The organism is Saccharothrix syringae (genome assembly GCF_009498035.1).
In the GTDB taxonomy this organism is placed as follows: domain Bacteria; phylum Actinomycetota; class Actinomycetes; order Mycobacteriales; family Pseudonocardiaceae; genus Actinosynnema; species Actinosynnema syringae.
This window is the reverse complement of sequence record NZ_CP034550.1, coordinates 3,716,178-3,736,124: the sequence shown is the minus strand read 5'-3', so window position 1 is coordinate 3,736,124 and position 19,947 is coordinate 3,716,178. Positions and strand designations below refer to the sequence as shown.

Annotated in this window: 21 protein-coding genes; 8 read left to right on the top strand and 13 right to left on the bottom strand. The window is 74.6% G+C overall.

Annotated elements, in window-relative coordinates:
- Window positions 1-316: 316 nt before the first annotated feature.
- Complete coding sequence (locus EKG83_RS16620; protein WP_194283027.1) at window positions 317-1,408, top strand: aminotransferase class V-fold PLP-dependent enzyme; 1,092 nt, start codon at window positions 317-319, stop codon at window positions 1,406-1,408.
- 74 nt (window positions 1,409-1,482) lie between these two features.
- Here EKG83_RS16620 and EKG83_RS16615 read toward each other — a convergent pair whose 3' ends face one another.
- Window positions 1,483-5,316 (bottom strand): nSTAND1 domain-containing NTPase, encoded by a 3,834-nt coding sequence (locus EKG83_RS16615; RefSeq protein WP_051765681.1) that lies wholly within the window; start codon window positions 5,314-5,316, stop codon window positions 1,483-1,485.
- Window positions 5,317-5,569: 253 nt separating this feature from the next.
- Here EKG83_RS16615 and EKG83_RS16610 point away from each other — a divergent pair, with 253 nt between their 5' ends.
- From EKG83_RS16610 to EKG83_RS16600, 3 genes are all read left to right on the top strand, one after another.
- Window positions 5,570-5,992, top strand: a complete 423-nt coding sequence (locus tag EKG83_RS16610; RefSeq protein ID WP_033430960.1) for a hypothetical protein — start codon at window positions 5,570-5,572, stop codon at window positions 5,990-5,992.
- 177 nt (window positions 5,993-6,169) lie between these two features.
- On the top strand, window positions 6,170-7,429 hold the full coding sequence (locus EKG83_RS16605) for a hypothetical protein (protein ID WP_033430961.1): 1,260 nt from the start codon (window positions 6,170-6,172) through the stop codon (window positions 7,427-7,429).
- A gap of 256 nt (window positions 7,430-7,685) precedes the next feature.
- Window positions 7,686-7,958 carry a DUF3040 domain-containing protein gene (locus tag EKG83_RS16600; RefSeq protein WP_170191831.1) on the top strand — a complete coding sequence of 91 codons (273 nt, stop codon included), beginning with the start codon at window positions 7,686-7,688 and terminating at the stop codon, window positions 7,956-7,958.
- Window positions 7,959-7,970: 12 nt separating this feature from the next.
- Here the strand turns inward: EKG83_RS16600 and mnhG are convergent, their stop codons facing one another.
- From mnhG to EKG83_RS16555, 9 genes are all read right to left on the bottom strand, one after another.
- A complete protein-coding gene (mnhG, locus tag EKG83_RS16595) occupies window positions 7,971-8,300 on the bottom strand; it encodes a monovalent cation/H(+) antiporter subunit G (protein WP_051765683.1) in 330 nt (109 codons plus the stop codon).
- On the bottom strand, window positions 8,297-8,566 hold the full coding sequence (locus tag EKG83_RS16590; protein WP_033430963.1) for a monovalent cation/H+ antiporter complex subunit F: 270 nt from the start codon (window positions 8,564-8,566) through the stop codon (window positions 8,297-8,299). The genes mnhG and EKG83_RS16590 overlap by 4 nt, the downstream gene beginning before the upstream one ends.
- Window positions 8,567-8,572: 6 nt before the next feature.
- Window positions 8,573-9,067, bottom strand: coding sequence for a Na+/H+ antiporter subunit E (locus tag EKG83_RS16585; RefSeq protein ID WP_033430964.1), 495 nt, complete (start codon window positions 9,065-9,067; stop codon window positions 8,573-8,575).
- A 13-nt stretch (window positions 9,068-9,080) separates the two neighbouring features.
- Entirely contained in the window at window positions 9,081-10,454 is a 1,374-nt protein-coding gene (locus tag EKG83_RS16580) for a complex I subunit 5 family protein (RefSeq protein WP_033430965.1), read from the bottom strand.
- Window positions 10,454-10,885, bottom strand: coding sequence for an NADH-quinone oxidoreductase subunit K (locus tag EKG83_RS16575; protein ID WP_051765685.1), 432 nt, complete (start codon window positions 10,883-10,885; stop codon window positions 10,454-10,456). The genes EKG83_RS16580 and EKG83_RS16575 overlap by 1 nt, the downstream gene beginning before the upstream one ends.
- On the bottom strand, window positions 10,882-11,349 hold the full coding sequence (locus tag EKG83_RS16570) for an MnhB domain-containing protein (RefSeq protein ID WP_051765748.1): 468 nt from the start codon (window positions 11,347-11,349) through the stop codon (window positions 10,882-10,884). Before EKG83_RS16570 ends, EKG83_RS16575 begins: the two co-directional genes overlap by 4 nt.
- On the bottom strand, window positions 11,346-13,625 hold the full coding sequence (gene mbhE, locus EKG83_RS16565) for a hydrogen gas-evolving membrane-bound hydrogenase subunit E (RefSeq protein WP_084716376.1): 2,280 nt from the start codon (window positions 13,623-13,625) through the stop codon (window positions 11,346-11,348). The genes EKG83_RS16570 and mbhE overlap by 4 nt, the downstream gene beginning before the upstream one ends.
- A gap of 194 nt (window positions 13,626-13,819) precedes the next feature.
- A complete protein-coding gene (locus EKG83_RS16560; protein ID WP_033430966.1) occupies window positions 13,820-15,106 on the bottom strand; it encodes an ArsB/NhaD family transporter in 1,287 nt (428 codons plus the stop codon).
- 176 nt (window positions 15,107-15,282) lie between these two features.
- Complete coding sequence (locus EKG83_RS16555; protein ID WP_033431055.1) at window positions 15,283-15,741, bottom strand: CBS domain-containing protein; 459 nt, start codon at window positions 15,739-15,741, stop codon at window positions 15,283-15,285.
- Between the two features lie 274 nt (window positions 15,742-16,015).
- Here EKG83_RS16555 and EKG83_RS16550 point away from each other — a divergent pair, with 274 nt between their 5' ends.
- Together EKG83_RS16550 and EKG83_RS16545 are read left to right on the top strand one after the other, a co-directional pair.
- Window positions 16,016-16,969, top strand: a complete 954-nt coding sequence (locus tag EKG83_RS16550; protein WP_033430967.1) for a HAMP domain-containing sensor histidine kinase — start codon at window positions 16,016-16,018, stop codon at window positions 16,967-16,969.
- A 2-nt stretch (window positions 16,970-16,971) separates the two neighbouring features.
- Window positions 16,972-17,628 carry a response regulator gene (locus EKG83_RS16545; protein WP_033430968.1) on the top strand — a complete coding sequence of 219 codons (657 nt, stop codon included), beginning with the start codon at window positions 16,972-16,974 and terminating at the stop codon, window positions 17,626-17,628.
- Window positions 17,629-17,680: 52 nt separating this feature from the next.
- Here EKG83_RS16545 and EKG83_RS16540 read toward each other — a convergent pair whose 3' ends face one another.
- A complete protein-coding gene (locus tag EKG83_RS16540) occupies window positions 17,681-17,845 on the bottom strand; it encodes a hypothetical protein (protein WP_153278162.1) in 165 nt (54 codons plus the stop codon).
- Between the two features lie 75 nt (window positions 17,846-17,920).
- Window positions 17,921-18,304, bottom strand: a complete 384-nt coding sequence (locus EKG83_RS16535; protein WP_033430969.1) for a hypothetical protein — start codon at window positions 18,302-18,304, stop codon at window positions 17,921-17,923.
- Between the two features lie 115 nt (window positions 18,305-18,419).
- Here EKG83_RS16535 and EKG83_RS16530 point away from each other — a divergent pair, with 115 nt between their 5' ends.
- Complete coding sequence (locus tag EKG83_RS16530) at window positions 18,420-18,959, top strand: DUF488 domain-containing protein (RefSeq protein ID WP_033430970.1); 540 nt, start codon at window positions 18,420-18,422, stop codon at window positions 18,957-18,959.
- Window positions 18,956-19,078 (top strand): hypothetical protein, encoded by a 123-nt coding sequence (locus EKG83_RS49025; RefSeq protein WP_265590337.1) that lies wholly within the window; start codon window positions 18,956-18,958, stop codon window positions 19,076-19,078. Before EKG83_RS16530 ends, EKG83_RS49025 begins: the two co-directional genes overlap by 4 nt.
- 79 nt (window positions 19,079-19,157) lie before the next feature.
- Here EKG83_RS49025 and EKG83_RS16525 read toward each other — a convergent pair whose 3' ends face one another.
- The gene (locus EKG83_RS16525; RefSeq protein WP_033430971.1) at window positions 19,158-19,940 is read right to left on the bottom strand and encodes an SDR family oxidoreductase; all 783 of its coding nucleotides are present in this window, start codon (window positions 19,938-19,940) and stop codon (window positions 19,158-19,160) included.
- Between the last annotated feature and the right edge of the window lie 7 nt (window positions 19,941-19,947).

Genomic DNA, 19,947 nt, shown 5'->3' with positions numbered 1-19,947 from the left:
TATCATTCTGATACGGTGGCAATTCCCGCAACAACCATCCAGGAGGTGGGGCATGTCAGCGGACCGGGACCCGACCCGATCGTCCTCGGAGAAGCACCCGATCATGGGAAAACGGACGCTGTTGAGCACCGGTCACGTCTTCCTCCCAGATGAGGCGGCCAGCGAAAGGGACGAGGCACGGGTCGCCGAGTCGTTGTCGACCTTCGACCCGCACGACTGGGACTCCGTTCGCGGTCAGTTCTCCCTGGCCGGCGAGTACGCCTACTTCGCCGCCTTCATGCTCGCCTCGCACCCTATTCCAGTTCAAAACGCCATAGTGTCATTTCGGCACGGCCTGGACAACTTCCCCGAGCGCTTCCAGATGGGCGTCGCCGACCTGGAGCACGCCACGCGGGCCCGCGAGGCCATCGCGCGCTACACGGGCACCGCCCCGGGGCAGGTGGCGCTGACCGACAGCACCACCATGGGCCTCGGCCTGGTCTACCGGGGGCTGCGCCTGCGACCGGGGGACGAGGTCCTGACCACCACGCACGACTTCTTCTCCACCTTCGAGGCCCTGCGCCTGCGCGCGGCCGCCGACGGCGCGGAGGTCCGCCGCATCACCCTCTACGAGGACCCGGCGGCGGTGTCCGCGGACCAGCTCGTCGACCGGCTCCGGCAGGCGATCGGCGACCGCACCAGGGCGCTCGCGCTGACCTGGGTGCACTCCAACAGCGGGGTCATGCTGCCGATCCGCGCCGTCGCCGACCTCGTCGCCGAGGTCAACGCCGACCGCGACGAGGACGCCCGCGTCCTGCTCTGCGTCGACGGCGTGCAGGGGTTCGGCGTGGAGGACGTCGACGTGGCGGCCCTGGGCGTCGACTTCTTCATCACCGGCACCCACAAGTGGCTGTTCGGGCCGCGGGGAACCGGTTTCGTCTGGGGCGCGGACCACGCCTGGGCCAGGCTGGACGCCACCATCCCCAGCTTCTCCTTCCCCGCCTTCACCGGCTGGCACACCGCCGAGGCCCCGCGGGGCGAACCGGGCGTGCTGCACACGCCGGGCGGCTACCACTCCTTCGAGAACCGGTGGGCGCTGCCCGTCGCGTTCGAGTTCCACGAGGCGATCGGCCGCGCGCGGATCGCCGAGCGGGTCAAGGTCCAGGCCGCCCAGCTCAAGGAGGGGCTGGCCGGGCTGCCGCACGTCCGGCTGCTGACCCCGCGCGCGGAAGACCTGTCCTCCGGCCTGGTGTGCTGCCGGGTCGACGGCATGCGCGAGGACGAGGTCACCAACCGGCTGCTCACCGAGCACCGCATCTCGGCGGGCGTCTCCCCGCACCGCGACACCTGCGTCCGCCTCGGGCCGAGCATCGTGACGACCCCCGACGAGGTGGACCGCCTCGTGCGGGCCGTGGCGTCGCTGCGCTGAGCGGACCCGCCCGGGTCCCACCCGCACCGGCCGGGGCTGTCCGGTGACCGCGCCCGGACAGCCCCGGCACCGCCTCACCCGGCCTGCGGGCAGACCGGCTCGTACGGCACGTCGGGGACGTGCTTGGCCCACTCGGCCGCGGTGATCCCGTCCCCGGCGCCGGCGCAGATCCGGCGCACCGCCCGCCCCGCGTCGACCTCCCACAGGTGCACGTCACCGCTGGTCGACGCGAGCAGCGTGCCGTCCGGGGTGAACCGGGTCGCCCAGGTCGCGGACGCGGCGCCCTGGAGGATCGCCACCGGCGACCGGTCGGCCAGCCGCCACAGCCAGGTCCGCCCGGCGCTCGCGCCACCCGCCAGCAGCGCGCCGCCGGGGTCGAAGGCCAGGGAGAGCACGGTGCCCTCCGGCCCGGTGATCGGCTCGCCCGACCTGGTGGGGGCGGCGGGGTCGGAGACGTCCCACAGCTGCACGGCGCCGCCCGCGGTGCCGACCGCGAGCGTGCGCCCGTCCGGGCTGATCGCGACGCTGCGCGCGTCCTCCCGCGCCACCGCCAGCGGCTCGCCCAGCGCACGGGGCGCGCGGGGGTCGGCAACGTCCCACAGCGCGACCCGGCCGCCCTGGGTGACCGCGGCCAGCACCCGGTCGTCCGGGGTGAACGCGACGGCGTAGACGAACCCGGTGCGCGGTTCGAGCACGGCCAGCGCGGCGGGGGAGGCACCCTCGGAGGCGTCCCACAGCCGGACCGTGCCGTCGTCGCCCGCGCTCGCCAGCAACCCGCCCCGGTGGCCGAACCGGACGTCCTCGACGAGCGCGGTGTGCCCGGTGAGCCGGGTGGGGCGCGGGCGCGGCCGGAGCGGGTCGGCGACGTCCCAGAGCAGGATCGCGTTGCCCGCCCGGGCGGCGGCGGCGAGCGTGCGGCCGTCCGGGCTGAGCGAGAGGGTGCCCGCCATCCGGTCGGAGTCCGCGGGCGCGGTCAGCACCGGGCCCCGGCGGACCGGGTGGTCGCGGTCGGCGAGGTCCCACAGCCGCACGTCGGTGCCGCCGTCGAACAGCAGCGCCCGGTCCGGGGTGAAGGCGAGGCCGGTGACCTGCCGGTCCGCGGCGGGCAGGACGGGGCCGGGCACGAGCCAGCGGCGGGCGACGCCGTCGGTGGCGTTGGTGTAGAGGACGCCGGCGCGGAACGCCACCGCCGTCGCCGGTCCGGGGTGGGGCAGGGCGCGCCGGGTGTCGCGGTCGGCCAGGTCCCACACGGTGACCTCGCCGCCCGCGTCGGCGCCCGCCAGCGACCCGCCGTCGGGGCTGAAGGCGACCGCGTTGACCCAGCCCGCCGCGCCGGTCAGCGGGTCGAGCGGGGTCGGCGCGGCGCGGTCGTCCAGCCGCCACAGCCGCACGGTGGCGTCGTTGGCGCCCGCGGCGAGCGTGCGGCCGTCCGGGCTGACGGCGACCGCGTTGACGCGGCTGGGCACGGCCAGCGGCGCGCCGAGCGCCGCCCCGGTCCCGACGTCCCACAGCCGGACCGCGCCACCGGCGTCGGCGGCCGCGACGGTGGCGCCGTCCGGGGTGAAGGCGATGCCCTGCAGGGCACCCGAGGCGCCGGTCAGCACCGGGCCCGGCACGGGCGCCGCCGGGTCGCGCACGTCCCACAGCCGCAGCGCCCGGTCACCGCCGCCCACCGCGAGCCGGGTGCCGTCGGGGCTGAAGGCGACCGCGAGGACCCGCTCCCCCGGCCCGGTCAGCGGCGCGCCGAGCGGTCCGGGCCGCGCGGGGTCGGCGACGTCCCACAGCCGCACGGTCCGGTCGGCCGAACCGGTGGCCAGCACGCGGCCGTCCGGGGAGAACGCGGCCGCGTAGACCGCGTCGGTGTGCCCGGCGAGCCGGGTGGGCAGCAGCACCGGGCGCGCTCGCACGTCCCACAGCTGCACCTCGGTGTCGAAGTCGGTGGCCCCCGCCGCGGCGAGCAGGGTGCCCGCCGGGTCGACGACGACGGCCTGCCTGGCCCGGTTCGGCCGCACCAGCCGGCCGACGGCCGGGCGGGACGCGGCGGCGAGCAGGCCGGAGGTGGCCTCCAGGGTCGGGGCGACGCGGTGCGCCGCGACCGCGAGCTGCGCGGCCAGCGCGGGGTCGCTCTCGGCGAGCCTGGTCGCGGTGCCCGCGATCTGCCGGGACACCGCCACGTCGCGCTGCCGGTCGGCTCGACGGCTCTGCCCGACCGAGTGGACGGCGGTGACGCCCGCCAGCAGGAGCAGGACGGCGAGCGCGGCGGCGAGCCTGCGCAGGGTGCGGGTCCGGCGCCGCTCGCGCACCCGCTCCGCCCGCTCGGCGCGCACGCCCGCGTCGACGAACTCCCGCTCCTCCCGGTTGAGCAGGGCGCGGTTGCCCGGCCGGGCACCCCACTCCACGACCGCGTCCAGCCGCACGCCCCGGTACAGGGTGTCCGGGTGGCGACCGCTCTCCTGCCAGGCCCTGGCGGCCTCGGTGAGCCCGCGGCGCAGCCGGTGGCCCGCCCGGTCGAGGTCGATCCACTCCCGCAGCCGGGGCCAGGAGTCGATCAGCGCCTCGTGGCTGATCTCGACGCCGTCGACGTCGGCGGTGATCAGGCGGCGGTCGACGAAGCGGCCGAGCACCTCCCGCACCCGCTCGTCGCGGCCCTCGCCCGGCAGTTCGTCCAGGGGCACCCGCCGGCGCGTGTCGGGGGTGCCGTCCCCGACGTGCACCAGCCTCGGGAACAGGGTCCGGACCAGCTCCCGGTCGGCCTCGGACAGGTCGGCGAAGATGTCGTCGGCGGTCTTGGCCACCGCGCCGTGGACGCCACCGGTCGCCTCGTAGTCCGCGATGCGCAGGGTGGTGCCGCCCGCGTGCTCCCACGTGGCGAGCAGGACGTGGGACAGCAGCGGCAGCGGCCCGCCGTCCCGGCGCGCACCTCCCGGGGCGAGGTCGCGCAGCAGCACGTCCACCAGCCCGTTCTCCACCTCCGCGCCCGCCAGGCGCGCCGGCCCGGTGATGGCCTCCCGCATCTCCTCCTCGGTCATCGGCCCCACCGCGACCTGGCCGTCCTGCAACGCCTCGGCGAGCAGCGGCAGGCGCAACGCGTCCGGGTAGAAGTCCGCGCGCATCGCCGCGACCACCCGCAGCGCGCCGGGACCCGGTTCGGCGAGCCCGTGCAGGGCGGCGACGAACGCGGCCTGCTCGCCCGGGTCGTCCCCGGCCGCGGTGAACACCTCCTCCACCTGGTCCACGACCAGCAGCGCCGAACCGGGCAGGCCGCCGCGCAGCCGGCGGGCCGCGCGGCCGGGGTCGTCGCGCAGCTCGGCCTCGACCTCGTCGGCCGCCGCGTCGCCGAGCAGGGCGAGCTGGGAGGCCAGCGCCGCCAGGGGGCGCGGACCGGGGGTGAGCACCCGGCCGGGGCCGTCGCCGCGCAGCGCGGGCAGCAGGCCGGCCCGCAGCAGCGAGGACTTCCCCGACCCCGACGCGCCGACCGCGACCACCAGCCCCGGCCGGTCCGCGGTGACCCGGCGCGCCAGCACCCCGGTCAGCCGCGACCGGCCGAAGAACCAGGCGGCGTCGTCGGTCCCGAAGGGTTCGAGCCCCCGGTAGGGCACCCGGGCGTCGGTCCGCCGCTGCCCCAGGGGCCTGCGCAGCCGCAACCAGCACTCCACCCAGTCGGCGACGCGGCGCTCGTCGGTCACCCCGCACTCGGCGAGCAGCCGCAGGAACAGCTCCCTCTGGGACAGCGTCGGCACGTGCCTGCCGGTGCACCAGCCGCTGAGCGTCCCGAACGGCACGCCCACGCGGCGGGCGAGGTCGCGCACGGTCAGGCCGGTCGCCTCGCGCAGGGCGGTCAGGACGCGCCCGAAGTCCTTCTTGGTGTAGACGGCGGCGACCGGGTCGCCGTGGTCCGCAACGCGCACTCGGGTCCCCTCGGTGTCACGGTGTCGACCTGGGGGCGGCGAATCAGGGGTCTTATCCGTGAAAGACGACTGTACGGACTTGTGCGGACCTGTCAATCGACCTTCCGACCGGCTTTCGCGGCTGCTGGGCTGGGTTTCGGACGAGGTGCGCGGGCGATTGCGGGCAGCACCAGGGCGGTTGTCCGCAGGCGCCGACCGGGGGTGGGCGCAGTCCACGGGACCGCGATTTTTCACACAGGACGAGGGAGAACATGTGTTCAGGAAACGCTTTTTCACCCGGCTGGCGCTGACGGTCGCGCCGCCCGCCGGGGCGGCGACGAGCCACGCGGGCGTCCACCACGCGGTGGGCGGCCTCGCGGTCCACGTGTGGTTCAACTCCGGCAACCACCCCGAGCACACCGGCCACCCGGAGCACGGGTTCGACTCGGTCACCGTCAAGGACACCTTCTGCGGCTACGACCGGGGCACGGGCGTCGAGTGGCGGCTCGGGACCCCGCTGCCGCCGGGGTTGAGCGACAACCGGGTGTCGTCGCTCAAGAAGCAGCTCTGCCGCCACGCCTCGTACGCGCGGGACTCCGAGATCGGCGGCGCGGGCTGGGACCTGGAGTCCGCCCGGTCGGACATCTCGTGGTACGAGGTCGTCAACGGCGTGGCCACCCACAGGTGCGACTGGTGACGACCGCCGGCGTCGGCCGCGGCCGACGCCGCTCCACCGGGTTGGTGCCCCGCCCCACCGCCGCGGGGCACCAACCCCCGGACCAGGGGCCCTGCACTTCCGGGCAGCCGACCGCGCCCCCAAGTGCAGTGGTCCGGACCTGGTCAAACCCGCACGAGTGCGGGGTACCGTGACCGCATGGTTGCCGACGGTGCCTGGCTGCACCTCCAGCGAACCGCCGGCAATTCCGCGGTGGCGAGCTCGATCTCCCGACTCCGGCCCCCGACGGCGGTGCAGCGAACGGTCGTCGGCCCGGCGGGACCGCTGGGCGACCCCGCCGGGGTCTTCGAACTCCTGGGCACCGCACCGAACGGCGAGTGGGAGATCGCCGCGGCCCGGTCGCTCGTCGACGACCACGTCGTCCGCAACCTGGCCGACAAGGCGCCGGCGGCGTTGAAAGGGCTCCGGTCGAGCCTGGACGAGCGGGTGAAGCTGGCGCAGGCGATCGTCTCCATCGCGAACAACGGCATCCTCACCCGGCAGGACCGGGAGCGGAAGAACATCCGGGCGCAGCCGTCCATCGACGTGGAGACCGAGGCCAGCGCGGACAAGATCAGCCTCAGCCAGTCCGAGACGGGCCCGCGGGACGACGCCGCCCAGGTGGCCGGCCTGCTCGAACACCAGGCCATGAGCGTCCGGATGGAGAAGTACGTCGAGGAGGGGGGCAAGCAGGTCCCGGAGAAGTGGCTGGGCTCCGACTCGTTCCGGAGGGAGGAGATCGAGGAGGCCGTCAAGACCGAGTTGGGCATGTCCATGGCGGACTACCGGCGGGAGGCCGGCTCCTCGCCCGCGCTCGGGAAGGTGCTGTACCAGGCGGTCATGAAAGTGCGCGGCAGGAACCCGGCCCTGACCAGGATGCTGGCCGAGCGGGCGGCCAACTCGGCCATCTTCGGGGGGTCGACCGGCGCGCCGGCCCCGGACGTGCGGAAGACGTTCGAGGCGATGGGGCTCGACCGCCCCAGGGAGGGTTCGCACGAACTCCGGGTCAGCCGCTCCATGCCCGCCAACGCCCTGGAGTTCATCCTGCTGCCCCGCTGCCTGTACGCCTTCAACAGCCTGCTCCGCGCGCACATCAAGACCGACCTCACCCTCCACTACGTCGACGGCACGCACGCGGTGGAGGTCAGCTGGGTCCCGATGGTCGGCATGCAGCAGGTGAAGTTCCAGGTCGAGTCCCCGAACTGGAAGCAGGCGCTGGAGGAGATCCTCCAGAAGGAGAGCAGGGTATTCGCCCACGTGACCCGCCCGCTGAAGGAGTTCACGCCACCGCCGGCCCGCCCGCCGCAGTTCATGACGAGCGCGGCCATGAAGCCCCTGACCCCGGAGGACCTGGTGATAGCCGGCAAGGTCATGGGCAGGAACCGGGCGGCGAAGCTCTCCTCACTCGGCATGATGTAACACGCACGACCACCCGGGACTGACGGCGAACGACAAAACACCCGCCCCTGTTTGTCGGCCCTCTACAAGCGGAGGAACGCCCAGCCCCGCCACCCTGGACCCGGGACGACCGGAGGTCGCGGTGCGGAGGTGGGTCATGGCCGGGGTCGGACGCGTCGACGGGCGGCTCCCCGTCGAGCCCGGTGCGATCCCCCGAGAGGCGCCCGTGGCGCCGCGACCGGACGCCGAAACCCCGACGGCCCCCAGGAGGTGGATCGTGCTCAGTGAACGCGACCGGGAAGCCCTGCTCGACATCGAGCGCCGGTTGACCGCCGACGACCCGGACTTCGAGCGCTCCTTCCGGGCCCTCGACGAGGTCGCGCCGGCCCGGCGTCCCCGGCCCGCTTCGGTGGTCGCCGCCGCGGCGGCGGTCCTGGCCGTCGTGGTCCTGGCCGCCGGATCACCGACCGGCGCGCTCGCCTACGCCGTCATCGCGGGGTTGGTGTGGCTGGTCCGCGACCTGCCCGACACCCCCGCGCAGGACGGGTGACCCACCGCCTCCTCACGCCTGCCCCTCGGACCGGCCGCCGGCCTTCCGCGCCTCCCGGTCACCACGGCGGTGGGCGGCGCGGGCGATCGCGTGGCCGGACACCGGCGAGGTGAGCGCGACGAACGCGATCGCGAGCACCGCGAACGTGATGATCGTGGCGTCCTCGGTCGCGATCGAGGACGCCAGGACCGCGATCACCCCGGGCCCGGCGGCCAGGCCCTGGGCGTGCAGCTGGCCGTAGGTGTCGGGCAGCCGCAGGACGCCGATGAGACTGATCGTGAGCAGCACCAGGCCGAGCAGCAGCAGCGCGCCGCCGACCACGTCGAGCAGGATCGAGATCACCCGAACGGACCTCCCGAGTCGAGGTAGCGGGCCGCCGCCACGGTGGCGACGAAGGACAGCAGGGCGAGCGCCACCGCGGCGTCGAAGTAGTACGCCTGGCCGCGCAGGTAGGACAGCAGGGCCAGCAGCGCGATGACGATCACCGCCAGGAGGTCGAGCGCGACGACGCGCTGGAGGGCGTCGCGGGCGCGGACCAGCACCAGGCCGCCGGCGACCAGCAGCAGGGTCACCCAGAACAGGGCGGGGACGACGATGAAGGCGGGCACGGCGGTTCAGGGGAAGACCCGGCGCTGGCGCCGCTCGTAGGAGTCGTGCTGCGCGGCGACCACGGCCTCCGGGTCGCTCGCGTCGAGCACGTGCAGCAGCATCCGGCCCCGCTCCTCGTCGAGCTCGACGACGACGGTGTCCGGCACGAACCCGACCCGGACGCCCCAGGCCGCGGTCGAGACCGCCCCGCCCCTGGGGATCGGGACCTCGACGAGGCCGGCCCTGGTCGGCCCCCTGCCGACGAGGCGGGCGGCGGTCTGCCAGGTGCCGACCACCAGGTCGACCAGCGTCCCGCCGATCAGCGCCGGCACCCCCGCGAGCCTGCTGCCCAGCGGCACGGGCGACGGCGGCGGTGGTCGGCGCGGGCCGACCCGCCGGGCCAGCAGGACCAGCAGGGCCGACAGGACGAGCCCGACGAGGACGTCACCGGGGTGCAGGCTGGTCAACGCCAGCAGGTAGACCGCGGTGAGCACGACGACGCGGAGCAGCAGGGCGGGCATTCGACCTCCGTTGTCATGGGGCCAGCAGGGCGTCGACCGCGTGGCTGCTGAGCAGCAGCAGCGGCTCGGGCCACAGGCCGGCGGCGAGCACCAGCAGCGCCAGCACCGCCGTGGGCAGCCGCTGCGGCAGCGGGCTCGGCGTGCCGGTCGCGGCCGGGTCCGGGCGCCAGAAGCCGCGCTGGTAGACCTGGAACAGGTAGACGAGCGAGAGCGCGCTGCCGACCACGAGCAGCACGACGAGGGCGGCGCTGCCGGCCACGACGCCGGTGCGGAACAGCTCCAGCTTGCCGACGAACCCCGCCGCGGGCGGCACGCCCGCCACGCTGAGCGCCCCGACCGCGAACGCCGCCGCGACCAGCGCGCCCCGCACCCCCGAGGCCAGGAACAGCAACGCCTTGTTCAGCGAGTTGATCACGCTGTAGAGCACCGCGGCCACCAGGCCGACCGGCCCGCCGACGCCCAGCGCGACCAGCACGTACCCGACCTGGCCGATAGCGGAGTAGGCCAGCATCTCGGCCGCGTCGCCGCGGGAGACCGCCAGCACCCCGCCGTAGACGATCGACGCGGCGCCCAGCACCACGAGCACCACGCCGGAGAGCCGCAACTGCTCGGGGAACAGGTCGACGCCGAAGCGCAGCAGGCCGTAGGCGCCGATGTTGGCCACGGCGCCGCTGAGGATCGCCGCGACCGCGGGCCGGGCGCCGGCGTAGACGGTGGGCAGCCAGAAGTGGAACGGGAACAGGCCGAGCTTGACGCAGAAGGCGATGAAGAACCCGGCCGCGATGAGGATGGCCGCGTTGGGGTTGACCGCGAGCACGCGCTCGGCCACCTGCTCCATCGCCAGCGCCCCGGTGACGCGGTAGGCGCCGGCCACGGACAGCAGGAAGATGAACGAGCCCAGCAGGTTGACCGCGGTGAACACCAGCGCCGCCCGCAGCTGCCGCCGCTTGCCCCCGTAGGCGCTGAGCGCGTACGAGGCGGTCATCGCCAGCTCGAAGAAGACGTAGAACGAGAACACGTCGGCCGTGACGAACAGGCCGGTCAGCCCGGCGCCGAGCAGCACGACCAGGCCGGGGAAGGTGCGCGACCGCACCCCGCCCACAGCCTCGTGCGCGGCCGCGGCCAGCAGCACGAGCACCGAGAGCAGCGCGAAGACGACGCCCAGCGCGTCCGCGCGCAGCACGATGCCCACGCCGGCGGGCCAGCCGCCGGTGACGACCTGGCGGGCGCCACCGCCGAACACGTCGGCGGCGAGCACGCCCAGCAGGGCGAGGGCGGCGGCGAGCGAGGCGACGGCGAGCCAGGCGACCACGCGCAGGCGCCCGTCCAGCGCGACGAGCACGGCGCCCGCCACCCAGGGCACGAGGAGGGCCGTCGACAGCAGCATCAGCGGGCCCGCTCCCGCTCGGCCCGCCGCTCGTCCTCCAGGCGGGCCTCGGTCTCCTCGCGGTCGGCCTGCCGCTGCCGCTCCAGCCCGGCCTCGTGCACGGCCTCGGTCGCGGCCAGCTCGTCCTGCTCGGCGGTCCGGAAGACCACCACGGCCCGGTGCACCAGCGCGAGCAGCAGCGCCACCGTGGCCAGCCCGATGACCAGCGCGGTCAGCGCCAGCGCCTGCGGCAGCGGGTCGCTGACCGCGTCGCCCGGCGCCACCGCGATCGCCGCCGGACCGCGGCTCAGGCCCGCGGCCATGATGGTGACGACGGCGCTCTGCGAGATCAGCATGATGCCCGCGACCATCCGGATCAGGTCCCGCTTGAGCAGCAGGTAGGCGCCGGAGCCGAACAGGACGGCCGCGGCGAGGGCGGAGGCGAGGATCACCGCTTGCCCACCCCCGGTGCTCGCCCGAGCTGGTGCAGCAGCGTCGTCAGCACGCCGACGACCAGCAGGAACACCCCGAGGTCCAGCAGCAGCGGGGTGAACAGCTCCAGCGCGCCGACCTTGGTGACGTGCCCGCCCGGACCGGGGTGGTGGGTCACCGGCGCCTCGCCGAGCAGGAGCGGGAAGAACCCGCTCGCGAGCGCGAGGAGCAGGCCGCCGACCGCGAGCTTCGGCGCGTGGCGCAGCGCGGGCAGCGCCACCTCGGCGTCCTCGGCGCCGAGCGCCACGTAGACCAGCGCGATCGCCAGCGCGACGACCACCCCGGCGGCGAACCCGTCGCCCACCTCGGCGTAGCCCTTGACGATCAGCGCCGCCGCGACCACCACGCTCGGGCCGGGCAGCAGCCGGGCGACGCCCCGGACCACGGGGTCGGGCGGCGCGTTGCGGCGCTCCCCCGCGCTCACCACAGCCTCCCGCGCCGCATCAGGGTGGCCACGCCGATCACCGCGACCAGCAGCACCGTGATCTCGACCAGCGTGTCCAGGCCGCGGAAGTCGGCGACGATCACGGTGACGACGTCGCCGCCGTGCGCGGCCGGGGTGAGCCGGACGTGCTCGGCCGAGACGCTGTCCGCCGCGGGCTGGGACAGGAAGCCCCACACCGAGGCGAACACGGCGAGCCCGGCGACACCGCCGGCCAGCGGGTCCCGCCACCGCCTGCGGGGCCGGGCCGGGGCGGTCGGGGCCGCACCGGGCATCCGGGCCAGCGCCGCGACGAACACCAGGGTGAGCATGGTCTCGACCACGACCGCCACCAGCGCCACGTCGGGGGCCCCGACCAGCGCGTACACCGCGGCCAGCGCGAAGCCGACCACCGAGAGGGCGAGCACCACGGCCAGCCGCGACCGGGACCGGGCGATCACCGCGGTGGCGACGACGACCAGCGCCAGCAGCGGCAGGACGAGCCAGTCGGCCCCGGCGACCGGTCCGACGGCGTACGCGCCCGCGGTCGGGGTGGCGACGAACGCGAGGCCGACCAGCAGCCCGGCGGGCACCAGCACCGCGGCGATGCTGGTGCGCAGGTCGCGCACCTCGCGGTCGTGCAGCGCGGCCGACAGGCGGTCCAGCGCGTGCAGCGCCGCCTCGTAGGCCCGCCGCGGTCCCCACCGCTCCCCCGCCGCGACCGCGACCAGCGCCACCCGGTCCGCCACCCGCGGCAGCACCAGCAGCAGGCCGCCCAGCACCCAGGCGGCGACCGCCATCAGGTTCTCCGGCCGGGCGTCGAGGTGGTAGGCCGGGGAGAGCGCGACCGGTGCGCCGGTCGAGACGGCGGCCGCGTCGCCGGCCAGCCGCGCGAACGGCGCCACGACCAGGCCGCCGAGCAGCGCGACCGCGGCCAGGACGACGACCGGGGCGACGAGCAGGCCGGGGGTCGCGCCGAGCCGCCCGCGCGGTGGTCCGAGGAACAGCGCCGCCCAGAAGCGCCCGAGGTAGGCGAACGTCAGGGTGGCCGCGAGGACGGCCAGGACCGCGGTCACCGGACCGTGCCGCAGCGCCGCGGTGAACAGCAGCTCGTCCTTGAAGAACCCGACCGTGGGCGGCAGCGCGGCCAGCGTCGCCGCCGCCACGCCGGCCGCCGCCGCGAGCACCGGCGCGCGCCGGCCGAGCCCGCCCAGCCGGGACAGCCGGTCCTCGCCGGTCGCCGTCGTCACCGCCCCGGCGGTCATGAACAGCGCGCTCTTGGCCACGCCGTGCGCCAGCACGTAGAACGCCGCCGCGCCGGTGCCCTCGGCCCCGCCGATCCCGTAGAGCATGACCACGTAGCCGTACTGCGAGATCGTGGAGTAGGCGAGGACCTGCTTGAGCACGTCCTGCCGCAGCGCCAGCACCCCGCCCACCACGACCGACGCCGCGCCCACGACGACCAGCCCGGTCAGCACCCCCTCGCCGCGGGCCAGCAGCGGGTGCACGCGCCCGATCACCAGCACGCCCGCCGCGACCATGGCGGCCGAGTGCAGGTAGGCCGACACCGGGGTCGGCGCGGCCATCGCGCGCGGCAACCAGAAGTGCAGCGGGACCTGCGCGCTCTTGGCCAGCGCGGCCACCGCCAGCAACGCGCCCGCGACCGTGGTGGTCGTCGACGGCCCGGCCCGCTCCAGCAGCTCGGGGATCGAGAACGTGCCGTGCGCCGCGTAGAGCAGCACCGCGGCGACCAGCATCGCGACCGCGGCGACCACCGTGACCAGCAACGCCATCAGCGCCGCGGTCCGCGCGCCGCGCTCGGCCCGGTCGAAGCCGATGAGGAAGTACGAGCACACCGCGGTCAGGTCGAAGAAGACGAACACCAGCACCAGGTCCTGCGCGGTGGCCAGCCCCACCATGGCCACCGCGAACAACGCCATCCACGGCCAGAACCGCCACCGCTCCACCGCCGACCGGCGCTGGTGCTCCAGGTGCAGGGTCAGGTAGCGGGTGCCGTAGGCGAAGACGAGGGCGCCGACACCGGTGGCGAGCAACCCGTAGAGCACGGCCAGGCCGTCGAGCGCGAAGCTCAGCCGCAGGTCCAGTGTGGACGCCCACGGCACCGAGAACCCGCCACCGCCCCTGGCCCAGCCCAGCAGGCACAGCGCGAACCCCGCGACCGCGGCCGCGCACGCCACCCACCCCGGCCAGTCCACCCCTGACCGGGGGTGCGGCTCACCCCCGTCGCGGGTTGCCGCACCACCGCGAGTGACGACCACGGGCAACTCCTCCGGCCGGAAGTTGGCTGATCCGCAACCTACGGGATGCCGGCCGGGTCCGCAGGCGGCGGGAAACCCGGCTCCGGTGGGCCCACCGGTCGTCAAGCCTCTTCCCTTCCCTCGAACAGGTGACGCTGTTTCCGTGAGTCCACACAGGACGTGACCGCAACCTCCACATGTCACTCTTCCGGGTGTCACGCGAAGTAGCGAAGCCAGACGTAGACCCAGGCCATCACGGTGCTCAACAGGGTCACCGCGATGCCGTACTTGGTGAACTGCCAGAAGCTGATGGGGTTCCCGGTGCGCGCGGCGATGCCGATGGCGACGACGTTGGCGCTGGCCGCCACCGCGGTGCCGTTGCCGCTGAAGTCCGCGCCCAGCGCGAAGGACCACCACAGCGCCTGCCCGGTCGCCGGGTCCGGCACCTCGGCGACGATGCCCTCCACCACGGGGCTCATGGTGGCGGCGTAGGGGATGTTGTCGAAGAAGGCGCCGAGCACGCTGGAGCCGAACAGCAGCGCGGTGGCCGCGAGGAAGTAGTCGTCCCCGACCCCTCGCACGGCCCAGCCGCCGATCGTCTCGATGACACCGGTGTGCACGAGTCCGGCGACCATGACGAACAGGCCCATGAAGAACGCCAGGGTGTGCCACTCGACCTCGCGCAGCACGTCACCGACGTCGGCGCGGGTGACCAGCGTCATCAGCCCGGCGCCCACCAGGGCGACGACGGCCGGGTCGAGGTGGAGCACCGAGTGCAGCCCGAACCCGACGACCACCAGGCCGAACACCACCGCGCACCGGCGCAGCATCCCGGCGTCGGTGATGGCCCGCCGCTCGTTCAACGCCATCACCGCGGCGACGTGCTCCGGGTTGTACTGGAACGACCTGCGGAACAGCACCCTGGTCAACAGCACGAACACCGCGAAGACGACCACCACGACGGGCGCCATGTGGACCAGGAAGTCGGTGAACGTCAGCCCGGCGCGGCTGCCGATGATGATGTTGGGCGGGTCGCCGATGAGCGTCGCCGCGCCGCCGATGTTGGACGCCAACACCTCGGCGATCAGGTACGGCTGGGGCGCGATGCGCAGCCGGTTGCACACCACGACCGTCACCGGGGCGACGAGCATGATCGTGGTGACGTTGTCCAGGAACGGCGACGCCACGGCGGTGATCCCCATCAGCATCACCATGAGGCGGTACGGCTTGCCCCGCGCCTTCTTGGCCGCCCAGATGGCCAGGTACTCGAAGACGCCGGTCTGCTTGACGATCCCGACGATGACCATCATGCCGAACAGCAGGAAGATGACGTTCCAGTCGATGCCCGCGTGCTCGGAGAAGAACACCTCGGCGCCGGGGACCAGGCCGGTGACGGCCATCGCGCCCGACGCGATCAGCACCACCTTGAGCTTGTCCGCCTTCTCGGTGGCGATGAAGAAGAACGCCACCAGGAAGATCGCCAGGGCGAGGACCGCGCTCACCGGTCACGACCCGGGGGCCCGGTCCGGCCGTCGGCGTGGCCCGGGCACGTCACGGGTTCGCGGCCGGGTGATCGGGTGGTCGCGGTACTCGGGCACACCGAAGGCACACTCCTCAAGGCATGGCGCAGCGCACCCGGGAGCGGGTGCGGGGAACGGGAACGGTGCGGCGTCAGCCGTCAGTCGACGTGGCCGAACACCGCCAGGCTGGTGATCAGGCGCTCCAGCGTGACGGCGCCGAGGAGCACGCCGTCCTCGTCGACCACCGCCACGAGGGGGCTGTGCAGGCGCGCCATGAGCGCGGCGACCTCCAGCAGGGTCGCGTCGGCGCGCACGGTCACGGGCTTGACCGGTCGGCGCGGCGCGCAGTCGCCGACCGTCAGGTCGCCCAGCTCCTGCCAGAAGTGGTCCGCGTGCTCCTCGTCGACCGCGCGGGCGAGCGCCGGGTCCTCCTGGTAGGCGCCGGGCACGGCCAGGCGCAGCACCTGGGTCCCGGGCAGCACCAGGTGGGGCCGCGACCGCTCGTCGACGACGACGAGGCCCGGCAGGCGGCTCACCGCCATCACCCGCACGGCCAGCGCCACCGGGTCGTGGACGGTGACCGTCGGCACGTTCACCGCGATATCGCTTGCGTGCATGAAATCAACCTGTTCGGCGTGGCGGAGGAGGAGTGCCTGCAACGTCGCGACCGGGGGCGCGAGCACCCGCTGTTCCGACCCGAGCACCGCTGTCACCTCTTCCTCCCGGCGTGGCGAACCGTCGGCCACCAGTCTGCGAGGCGGCCGGAGGCGGGACAATCGGTGCCGACACCCATCCGCGGGCGGTGGCGACCCGCACGCGGCGAATGGGTGCCACCACGGATGGACAGGTCGCGGGACCCCCGGCAGCCTGGGACCGAAGGAGGCCGTACCCGTGTCGCTGTTCTGGCGGATCTTCCTGCTCAACGCCGTGGTGCTGGTGGTGGCCGCGGCGGCGCTGCTGCTCGGACCGGTGACGGTGTCCACCCCGGTCCTGTTCACCGAGGCGGTGATCCTGACGGGCGGGCTGGCGGTGATGCTGGTGGCCAACGCCGTGCTGCTGCGGCTGAACCTGGCGCCGCTGGAACGGCTCACCCGCGCGATGACCACGACCGACCTGCTGCGCCCCGGCCCGCGCCCCGCGCCCACCGGGCGCGGCGAGATCTCCGGTCTCATCAGGACCTTCAACGCCATGCTCGACAGGTTGGAGGCCGAGCGCGGCGACAGCACCGCCCGCGCCCTGTCCGCGCAGGAGGCCGAGCGCAGCCGCATCGCGCGGGAACTGCACGACGAGGTCGGCCAGACCCTCACCGCGGTCCTGCTGGAGCTCAAGCGGGTGGCCGACCACGCGCCGCCCACCGTGCGCGCCGAACTGCGCCAGGTGCAGGAGACCACCCGCGGCGGCCTCGACGAGATCCGCCGGATCGCCCGCCGGCTGCGCCCCGGCGTGCTCGAAGAGCTGGGGCTGATCAGCGCGCTCAAGGCGCTGACCACCGAGATCGCCAACCACAGCGGCCTGTCGGTGCGGCACCGGTTCGACCACGACCTCCCCGCCCTGGGCAACGAGGCCGAGCTGGTCGTCTACCGGGTCGCGCAGGAGGCGATCACCAACGTCGCCCGCCACGCGCGCGCGACCCACCTGGAGCTGACCCTCGCCCACGACCCCGCCGGCGTGGACCTGCGCATCCGCGACGACGGCCGCGGGCCCGGCGACGCACCCGAGGGCGCCGGCATCCGCGGCATGCGCGAACGCGCGCTGCTCATCGGCGCGGAGCTGACCGTCACCCCACCACCGAGCGGCGGCACCGAGGTGCGACTGCGCGTGCCCGCCCCGACCCGGAGCAGCTGACCATGGCGCAAGCGAAGACCCGAGTCCTGCTCGCCGACGACCACGCGCTGGTCCGCCGGGGAGTCCGGCTGATCCTGGACGGCGAGCCGGACCTGACCGTGGTCGCCGAGGCCGGTGACGGCGCCGAGGCCGTCGAGAAGGCCCGGTCCGAGCGCCCCGACCTGGCCATCCTCGACATCGCCATGCCGCGGCTGACCGGCCTGCAGGCCGCGCGGGAGCTGTCGCGCCTGCAACCGGACCTGCGCATCCTCATCCTGACCATGTACGACAACGAGCAGTACTTCTTCGAAGCGCTCAAGGCGGGCGCCTCGGGCTACGTCCTCAAGTCCGTGGCCGACCGCGACCTGGTCGCGGCCTGCCGGGCCTGCATGCGCGGCGAACCGTTCCTCTACCCCGGCGCGGTCACCGCGCTCATCCGCAACTACCTCGACCGCGTCCGCGACGGCGCCGACCTGCCCGCCAGGGCCATCACCGACCGCGAGGAGCAGATCCTCAAGCTCGTCGCCGAGGGCCACTCCTCCAAGGACATCGCCGGCCTGCTGGTCATCAGCGTCAAGACCGTCGAGCGGCACCGCGCCAACCTGCTGCAGAAGCTCGGCCTGAAGGACCGGCTGGAACTCACCCGCTACGCGATCCGCGCCGGCCTCATCGAACCGTGACGGGTGGTCCGGCCGGCCCTCCCGGACCGGCCGGACCACCCGCGGGACCGGCTCAGGCCACCGCGAGGTGGGCGAGCGCCAGCAGGCTGCCGGGCCCGGCCAGGACACCGAGCGCCACCACGCCGTAGAACGGCTCGTCCTTGGCGAACATCCTCGCCATCAAACCGATCGCCGCCACCACCATGGCGACGAGCAGCACAAGCACAACCTGGTACATGGGAATTCCTCGTGGAAGGGGGGTCAGGGCGTCGACGAGCCGCCTCACCCCGGAACGGGGTCAGGCGGGTCGGGTTCACCCGAGCGGTGGCCCCCGGCTCGACCACGCCGTCCACCCGGCGGCCGCGATCCCCCGGCCACCGACCACGCCGACCGGCGGGCGCCCCGGTCCGCCGTGCTCGTCGACGACCTGCCCGAGCACGGCCCACCAGGTCTGCGGCACGTCCGCGGTCGGCGCCTGCCGCGCCGCCAACGACAACCGGAGCCAGTCGTGGAGGTCGTCGTTCACCGACGGCGCGGCCGACGCCGATTCGCCCAGCAGCGGCAGCCGCTGCTGCGACGCCTGGTAGCGCAGCGCGTACCCGCCGCCGTCCGGCGCCACGACGGCGCTCACCCCGAGCAGCACCAGCAGCAGGGCAGGCAGGAGCCCGAACCGGCCCGCCCGCACCGCCGTCCGCACCCGCTCGACTCCTCACACCAGGTCCGCACAGCCTACGTGCGGCCCGCCGATTCGCAGTACCGCTCCCCCGGGACGAGCGCTGCCGTGCGCGCCGGGAACTGCTGGAATCAGTGCCATGGCCCACGCGGACGAACAGCCCGACCTGATCACCTTCGGCCACGGCACCGCGGACCGGGCCGCGCTGGCCGGCCTCCTCCGGGGAGCCGACGTCACCGCCGTCGTGGACGTCAGGACCGCCCCGGGCAGCCGCCGCGACCCCGACCTGCTCCGGCAGCGGTTGGCCGAGTGGCTGCCCGAGGAGGGCATCGCCTACCGGTGGGAGCAGCGCCTGGGCGGCTTCCGCGCACCACCGCCCGACTCACCGGACGCGGTCTGGCGCAACACCTCGTTCCGCGGCTACGCCGCCCACACCCGCGGCCAGGAGTTCGTCGCCGCGATGGACGCCCTCGTGGACCAGGTGGGCCGGGAGCGCGCCGCGGTGATGTGCGCCGAAGCGGTGTGGTGGCGCTGCCACCGACGCCTGATCGCCGACTTCGCCGTCCTGTCCCGCGGCTTGTCCGTCCACCACCTGATGCACGACGGGCGCCTCACACCGCACACCCCGACCCAGGGCGTGCGCCTGCGCGACGACGGCCTCCTGGTGTACGACGCGTGACCCCGCCGCCGGCGCGCTACTCGCCGGTCCAGCGCCACTCGTCGAGGTCCGGCCACTTCGTCAACAGCGACTCGGCGAGCAGGCCGCCGAACGCGATCGTCCCGTGGTGGGAGGCGTAGGCGAGCCAGTCGAGGGTTCGGCGTGCTCACGAGCCAACTCGTCATACCGATCGCACCCGAACGACGGGGACCGCGTCGGTCAGCCGAGCTGGGTGGGCACGACGGTCAGCGCGGCGATGTTGACCCGGGCCGGCACCGCCACCGAGAACGCGATTGCCTCGGCCACGTCCTCCGCGGTGATGGTCGTGATGGCCGACCGCATCTCCGCCAGCCCGGCCCGGGTGGCCTCGTGGGCCATGTCGGTGCCGAGTTCCGTGACCGCGAACGCCGGGTCGACGGACCGCACCCGCACGCCGCGGGGCCCGAGCGAGGCGCGCAGGTTGCGGGTCAGCTGGGTGACCGCCGCCTTGGTCGCGCCGTAGACCGGGTAGTCGGCGAAGACGACCTCCGCCGCGATCGAGCCGAGGTGCACCAGGTCCGCGGGCCGCCCGGCCCCGGCCGCGTCGAGCAGGTCGCCGATGAAGGCCCGACCGGTCGCCAGCAGGCCCCGCACGTTCACGTCGATCATCCGGTCCCACTCGGCCGCGTCCGCCTCGTCGAACGGCGCACCGAGCATGACCCCCGCGTTGGCGACGACCAGGTCGGGCCGGCCCAGCTCGCCCCGGACCGCCTCCGCGGCGGCGGTCAGCGCGACCGGGTCCGTCACGTCGACCGCGACCGGCAGGACGCCCGCGGCGCCCTGCGCCCGCAGGCTCGCGGCGAGGTCGTCGAGCAGTTCGGCCCGCCGGCCGAGCAGGGCGACGGCCGCCCCGGCGGCGGCGAAGCGGCGCGCGGTCGCGGCGCCGATCCCGGCGCTCGCCCCGGTGACCACGGCGACCCGGCCGGCGAGGAGAGCGGGTGAGGAGTTGTTCGGATCGCTCATGGGACCG